Source organism: Flavobacterium zhoui (assembly GCF_042787235.1).
Lineage (GTDB): Bacteria > Bacteroidota > Bacteroidia > Flavobacteriales > Flavobacteriaceae > Flavobacterium > Flavobacterium zhoui.
Genome location: NZ_JBHZPY010000002.1, coordinates 391,926 through 398,010 on the forward strand (window position 1 = coordinate 391,926; position 6,085 = coordinate 398,010).

4 protein-coding genes and 1 pseudogene are annotated in these 6,085 nt (G+C 34.1%); all 5 read right to left on the reverse strand.

The genetic code is table 11. The features are described from left to right. Window positions 1-54 precede the first annotated feature (54 nt). The gene (locus ACFX5F_RS04725; protein WP_379850385.1) at window positions 55-768 is read right to left on the reverse strand and encodes a YebC/PmpR family DNA-binding transcriptional regulator; all 714 of its coding nucleotides are present in this window, start codon (window positions 766-768) and stop codon (window positions 55-57) included. A gap of 104 nt (window positions 769-872) precedes the next feature. Next, the gene (locus tag ACFX5F_RS04730) at window positions 873-2,903 is read right to left on the reverse strand and encodes a carboxy terminal-processing peptidase (protein WP_379850387.1); all 2,031 of its coding nucleotides are present in this window, start codon (window positions 2,901-2,903) and stop codon (window positions 873-875) included. Window positions 2,904-2,910: 7 nt separating this feature from the next. Beyond that, window positions 2,911-3,993, reverse strand: coding sequence for a glycine cleavage system aminomethyltransferase GcvT (gene gcvT / locus ACFX5F_RS04735; RefSeq protein ID WP_379850389.1), 1,083 nt, complete (start codon window positions 3,991-3,993; stop codon window positions 2,911-2,913). A gap of 329 nt (window positions 3,994-4,322) precedes the next feature. Beyond that, window positions 4,323-5,858 carry a S10 family peptidase gene (locus ACFX5F_RS04740; RefSeq protein WP_379850391.1) on the reverse strand — a complete coding sequence of 512 codons (1,536 nt, stop codon included), beginning with the start codon at window positions 5,856-5,858 and terminating at the stop codon, window positions 4,323-4,325. A 125-nt stretch (window positions 5,859-5,983) separates the two neighbouring features. Continuing rightward, a pseudogene (locus ACFX5F_RS04745) lies at window positions 5,984-6,085 on the reverse strand (IS982 family transposase); the annotation flags it as partial.

Below are 6,085 nucleotides of genomic sequence, written 5' to 3' on the forward strand. Positions count from 1 at the left end.
GAGACAAAAAAACTCCAGCCGGAGCCAGAGTTTTATATATAATTGTACTGAAGTTTATGCCTCTTCCATTGTATGATATACGTTCATTACATCATCATCTTCTTCTAATTTTTCGATTAGTTTTTCTACATCGGCCATTTCAGCTTCTGTTAATGTCTTAGTAATTTGAGGAATTCTTTCAAAACCAGAAGAAAGGATTTCAAGACCTCTGCTTTCCAATTCTTTTTGAATTGTTCCAAAACTATTAAATGGCGCATAAATTAAAATACCATCTTCATCTTCAAAAACTTCTTCAGCACCAAAATCGATTAATTCTAATTCTAATTCTTCCGGATCAATTCCGTTAGCTGGAATTCGGAAGTTACAAGTATGGTCAAACATAAATTCTACAGAACCCTGAGTTCCCATTGTCCCATTACATTTGTTAAAATAACTTCTAACATTTGCAACAGTTCTATTATTGTTATCGGTAGCCGTTTCCACAAGAATTGCAATCCCATGAGGTGCATATCCTTCAAATAAAACTTCTTTATAGTTTGCAGTATCTTTATCGGTTGCTTTTTTAATGGCACGTTCCACATTCTCTTTAGGCATATTTGCAGCCTTTGAATTCTGGATAACTGCTCTTAATCTTGAATTAGCATCTGGATTTGGTCCGCCTTCCTTAACAGCCATGACGATATCCTTTCCAATTCTTGTAAATGCTTTAGCCATTGCTGACCAACGTTTCATTTTTCTACCTTTTCTAAACTCAAACGCTCTTCCCATTGCTAATTTTTTATTTTGAACTGCAAAAATACAGCTATTAGTTATTTTACCAAAATCAATTTAAATTCTTTTCATCATTTTAAGCTGATTTGTGGTGATATTTTTTATTTTAAACTGTTAAAATCTTCAATTATAGTAATTGCTTCATTTAGATAGTGATTTGTTTTCAAACCATCTAATTGGAATTGATTATATGTTTTTTCCAAAGGGTGAATAGCAAGAAGGTATTTATTTAAATTCGAGTTGTAGACATTCAAATCGATGCTCTTCGAATTAAAAATTGTGATATCATCCCATAAAGCGGTTACTTTATTTTGTTCTTCAAAAACGGCATCTACATTTACTGGCGTTGCTGTTTTTGGTTGGTTAACCAAATCATCGATTCTTTTATTCCGGTTCTTAATCGCATTAAAATAAGAATCGTTTGCAACCCTTTGATTACTTTTTTTTGTTATTTTTTCAATTAAACTATTCTTAAAGTAAGTCCTGAATTTTATTGAAGTGTTTATGCTATCATTTTTAAAAGCCGTTGGAAAGTTACTTTCTTTTTGAAAGATGGTTTCGTAAATTTCAGGAAGGATTACATTAGGAGATATACCCACACTTTGATGGCTTTTTCCTGTAATTCTATAAAATTTATTAACGGTAACTTTTACAAAATTTTCGTTGTCATTTTCCTCCAATGGCAGAATCGTTTGCATCGTCGCTTTTCCTAACGTCGTACTTCCTATCAATACTGCTCTATTGTAATCTTGAAGAACGGATGCAAAAAATTCACTCGCTGATGCTGAATTTCCATTAACAAGTAGCACAATAGGATCTTTATAAAACATTCCTTTAAACGGATCTTCAATTTTCGTTTGAATTTTATTTTTGTCAATAACAACAGAAATAGGACCTTTGTCTATAAAAATGCCCGCCAATTTTATAGCTTCTTCCATGGAACCACCACCATTATCCACAAGATCGATAATTAATCCTTTAATATTATCTTTTTGTAATTTGATTATTTCTTTTACGACATCCTGAGCGCAGCCTTTGCCATTATTGTCTTCAAAATCAGCGTAAAAGCTAGGTATTTTTATGTATCCTATTTTGATGTTTTTTTCAACAATAAAACTGTAAACCGTGTTTTCTTCATCTTTGATTATTTGTTTTTCAATAAGTACCTCAAAACTTTTTCCAGTCTTTCGTTTTAAGGTCAAAACAATGTTTTTATTCGCTTCTGACAAAATCATATTCGAAATCGATTCTAGTGATGCGCAGGTAACCAATAACGTTTCCTTTCGGTTTGAAATTGAAATAATTTGATCTCCTTTTTTTATTTTTCCTGTTAAAAATGCGGGACCGTTTGGATCTAAATCCTCAACAATAATTTCGCTTTTTTCATTTAAGCTTACATTTAGTCCTAGTGACAAGTGTTCTTTTGATAATGATGCTACAAAACTGGACTTAGAATCGTCACTGAAATACGAAGTGTGAGGATCAAAATAACCGCAAAAGTCATTATATAGATTTTCTTCTAAATCGGTGTCATTTTGTAAAATGGTATTTATTCTGCAAAGTTCATTTTGAATGACAATATCTTTTACTAAAGCTTCTATAGAATTAAAATTGGCTTTTATAGAATCCAGATTTTTACTGGTTTGGGAGATGTCATCCAGAATTTGATATCTGATTTTTTTTCGCCAAACTTTCTCCACTTGGCTATCCAATAAATAAATGGGAAATGCTTTTTTATAAAACCGAATCGTATCTTTCAATTCATAATCGATAGCTTCACGGTCAATTTTTTCTAAAATAGCTTTGTTTCTCAAAAGGTCTTTTTTGTAAACGCTTGAGATTTCCGTTAGAAAAGAACAATCGTTACTTTTGATAAAATCATCAATATTTAGTCGGTATTTTTTAGAAAGAATATCGTATTCTGATTTTAGAAAAATGTTTCTTGATGGATCCAATTTATCAATAAAACTGTCAAAAACAAAAACCGATAAACTGTCGTCTACCGGTTTTGGATTTAGATGCTCGCGTTGAATCAACGCATTTATTTTGGAAAGTTTTTCACAAGTGATGGCGCTATTTTGACCAAATAGTGAAAATGTAGTCAAGAATATTACCAGCGAAAATCCTTTCATTTATAATTTATTTCTTGTAAAAAGGCAATTTTACCACTTTGGCAGGAACATCATTTTTACGGATTCTAATGAAAATATCGCTGTCAACTGGACTGTTTTCAACAGTTACATAACCTAAACCAATTCCTTTATTCATAGACGGAGACATCGTTCCTGATGTTACAATCCCGATTACATCTCCGGCAGCATTCACAATTTCATAGTCATGTCTTGGCACAGAGCGCTCTTGCATTTCAAAAGCAACCAGTTTTTTAGTAACCCCAGCTTCTTTTTGTTTTTTCAGGTTTTCTGAATTCGTGAATTCTTTATTGAATTTTGTAATCCAACCCAAACCAGCTTCAAGAGGTGAAGTTGTGTCATTAATGTCATTTCCGTACAAACAGAAACCCATTTCTAAACGCAACGTATCACGAGCCGCCAATCCAATTGGTTTAATACCAAATGCAGCGCCCGCTTCAAAAACTTTATTCCAAATTTGTTCCACTTCCGAGTTTTTACAATAAATCTCAAAACCTCCAGAACCGGTATAACCCGTAGCTGAAATAATCACGTTTTCAATTCCGGCAAAATCACCCACTTCAAAATGGTAATAAGGAATAGCCGCTAAATCTAATGAAGACAAAGGTTGCATCGCTTCAACCGCTTTTGGTCCTTGAATGGCCAATAAAGAATAATCATCCGAAAGGTTTCTCATATCCACACCCAGATCATTATGAGCTGAAATCCAATTCCAATCTTTATCAATATTCGACGCATTTACCACTAATAAATACTGCTCTTCTTTCATTTTATAGACAATCAAATCATCTACAATTCCACCGTCATTATTTGGAAAACAAGAATATTGCGCTCGTCCAATTGTTAGAGTTGAAGCATCATTCGAAGTCACTTTCTGAATCAAAGCCAAAGCATTTTGACCCGAAAGCAAGAATTCTCCCATGTGTGACACGTCAAAAACACCAACAGCATTTCTAACCGTTTCATGTTCCGCGTTCACCCCTTCATATAAAATAGGCATATTGTATCCGGCAAACGGAAGCATTTTTGCTCCCAAACTTTCATGTATGTGCGTAAGCGCAGTGTTTTTCATTGTGTTTTTGTATAAAATTTGATGGCGCTAATTTATTGCTTTTATTTTGAGTGACAAAGGCGATAGCAAGCAAAGTTTAAAGTTTCAAACGTTTTCGAAGTATTACTGAAACGTCATCGTCTAAATCTTTTTTGGAGCTATTTCCAGCTTTCCATTTCAAGTCCTCGTCTCGCCTAAAAAGGCTTGACTGTGGGCTTTCCATTTCTATCTGGGCTAGGGAATTTGTTATTCAATTTCAATCTTTTTTTAATAATTACGATGCGTTATTAAACAAAAAAAGACAAATCAAAAATAGATTTGATTTGTCTTTTTAGCCAAAAGTCACAGCCTTAATATTTCGCCGCTTCTCCCGTTTTAGGCAATGAATTTTTTATGAACGCTCTGATATCCTCATTAGCCGTTTCTAAATCCTTTTTTCTTAAATACATCATGTGTCCGCTTCGGTAGCCTTTCCAACTCATTCTGTCTTTTAGCTTTCCGCTGGGATCCATTTGCCATAAATTGTATTTTGCATTGAAATAATCGCAGGCGCCATCATAATATCCAGACTGAACCATAACATTCAAATAAGGATTTTGTGCCATTGCCTGACGTAGATTTTCACCTGTTTCATCATTTGATTTATCCCAAGGATTTACCGAACCAAACATATTGTATTTGAAATCAGTTTTATAATTCAAATCATTGCGAATGTACATGTTGATTGCGGGAGTAAAGGAATGCAGCCACGAAGTAAGTTCAGCATTAAAATCAGGACCATCTCCTGCATTCTTACGATCAATTCCTTTGTAACGGGAGTCTAGTCTGCCTACCGTAAAACCTTTGTCGCGCAACAATTCTTTCCAGAAATAATTATAAGGAACGTCTAAATTGTTTTGCATAACCACTTTTTCTGAAATACCGGAGTACCGTGCTATTTTTATAGCAATTTCTTTTCTTTTTTGCTCGTCAAGTGAACCGCCTTTGCTTAAAGAAGGAAGAAGTTCATTGATAGTAAAATCTTCCACTTCTGGCAGCATATCAGTCAAATCTTTATTCTGTAAATCTGGAGGAAGCATTTTATGATACCATGCAGTAGCTGCAAAATAAGGAAGTTTCAGGGCTCCATCAGCAGCCACGCCACGAGTTATTCCTAATGTCGTTGGGGAGACTAATATAACTCCGTTAAGATACATCCATTGATTGTTTTGCAATTGAAGCGCCAATCCGGAAACTCGGGTTGTGCCGTAGCTTTCGCCAATAAGATATTTAGGCGAAGCCCAACGGTTCGTGCGCGTTACAAATCCGCCAATCCAATCGGCTAAATATTTAATATCCGCATTGATGCCAAAAAACTTAGTCGTTGGAATTTCTTTGCTTGTTGCTCTGGAATAGGCGGTGTTAACGGGATTTACAAAAACAATATCAGCAACATCTAAAATAGAATAAGGATTTTCTTTAATTCCATAAGGCTGCAAAGGATATCCTTCATCATCAATATTTAATAAACTAGGACCAGTGTAAGCAATTTGCATCCAAACCGAAGCAGAACCGGGACCGCCGTTGAAAGAAATTACCAACGGGCGTGAAGCACGATCTTTAACATCAGAGCGTTCATAATAAGTATAAAATAATCCTGCAATTGCTTTTCCCTCTTCGTCCCAAACCGGCATGGTACCAGTGGTCGCTTTGTATGAAACTCTTTGTCCTTTTATGGTCGTGGTGTGTTCAGTAACAACATTTTGATCAGGATTGAAAACAAGATTAGAGGGAGAAAAATCCTCTTTGACAACTGGTTTGGTTTCTTTAGGAGGTGTTGAGGATTGTTGTGCATTGGAATAATGTACACAACAAGTTAAGAGTAATAAAAATAATGTTTTTTTCATCGGTTTATTTTAAAAGTAATTCTAAAACACTAAAGTATTCTTTTTTAAAAGAATAGCAAAAACTTGAAGAACATATTTATCCAACCATCATACAATTTTATTAGAACTTAACCCGTTGGGTGTAATTAAATGATTTGATTTTTGATATTATTTATTGGTCTATCAAAGATAAATTTATTGATATATTGAACCAATGTTAATGCTGTTATTTTTGCTAAAATTCTTGT

What these genes read in the sequence shown, in the direction of transcription:
- gcvT (WP_379850389.1), bottom strand. Translation starts at nt 3,993, where the DNA reads ATGAAAAACACTGCGCTTACGCACATACATGAAAGTTTGGGAGCAAAA.
- ACFX5F_RS04730 (WP_379850387.1), bottom strand. Translation starts at nt 2,903, where the DNA reads ATGAAAGGATTTTCGCTGGTAATATTCTTGACTACATTTTCACTATTT.
- ACFX5F_RS04725 (WP_379850385.1), bottom strand. Translation starts at nt 768, where the DNA reads ATGGGAAGAGCGTTTGAGTTTAGAAAAGGTAGAAAAATGAAACGTTGG.
- ACFX5F_RS04740 (WP_379850391.1), bottom strand. Translation starts at nt 5,858, where the DNA reads ATGAAAAAAACATTATTTTTATTACTCTTAACTTGTTGTGTACATTAT.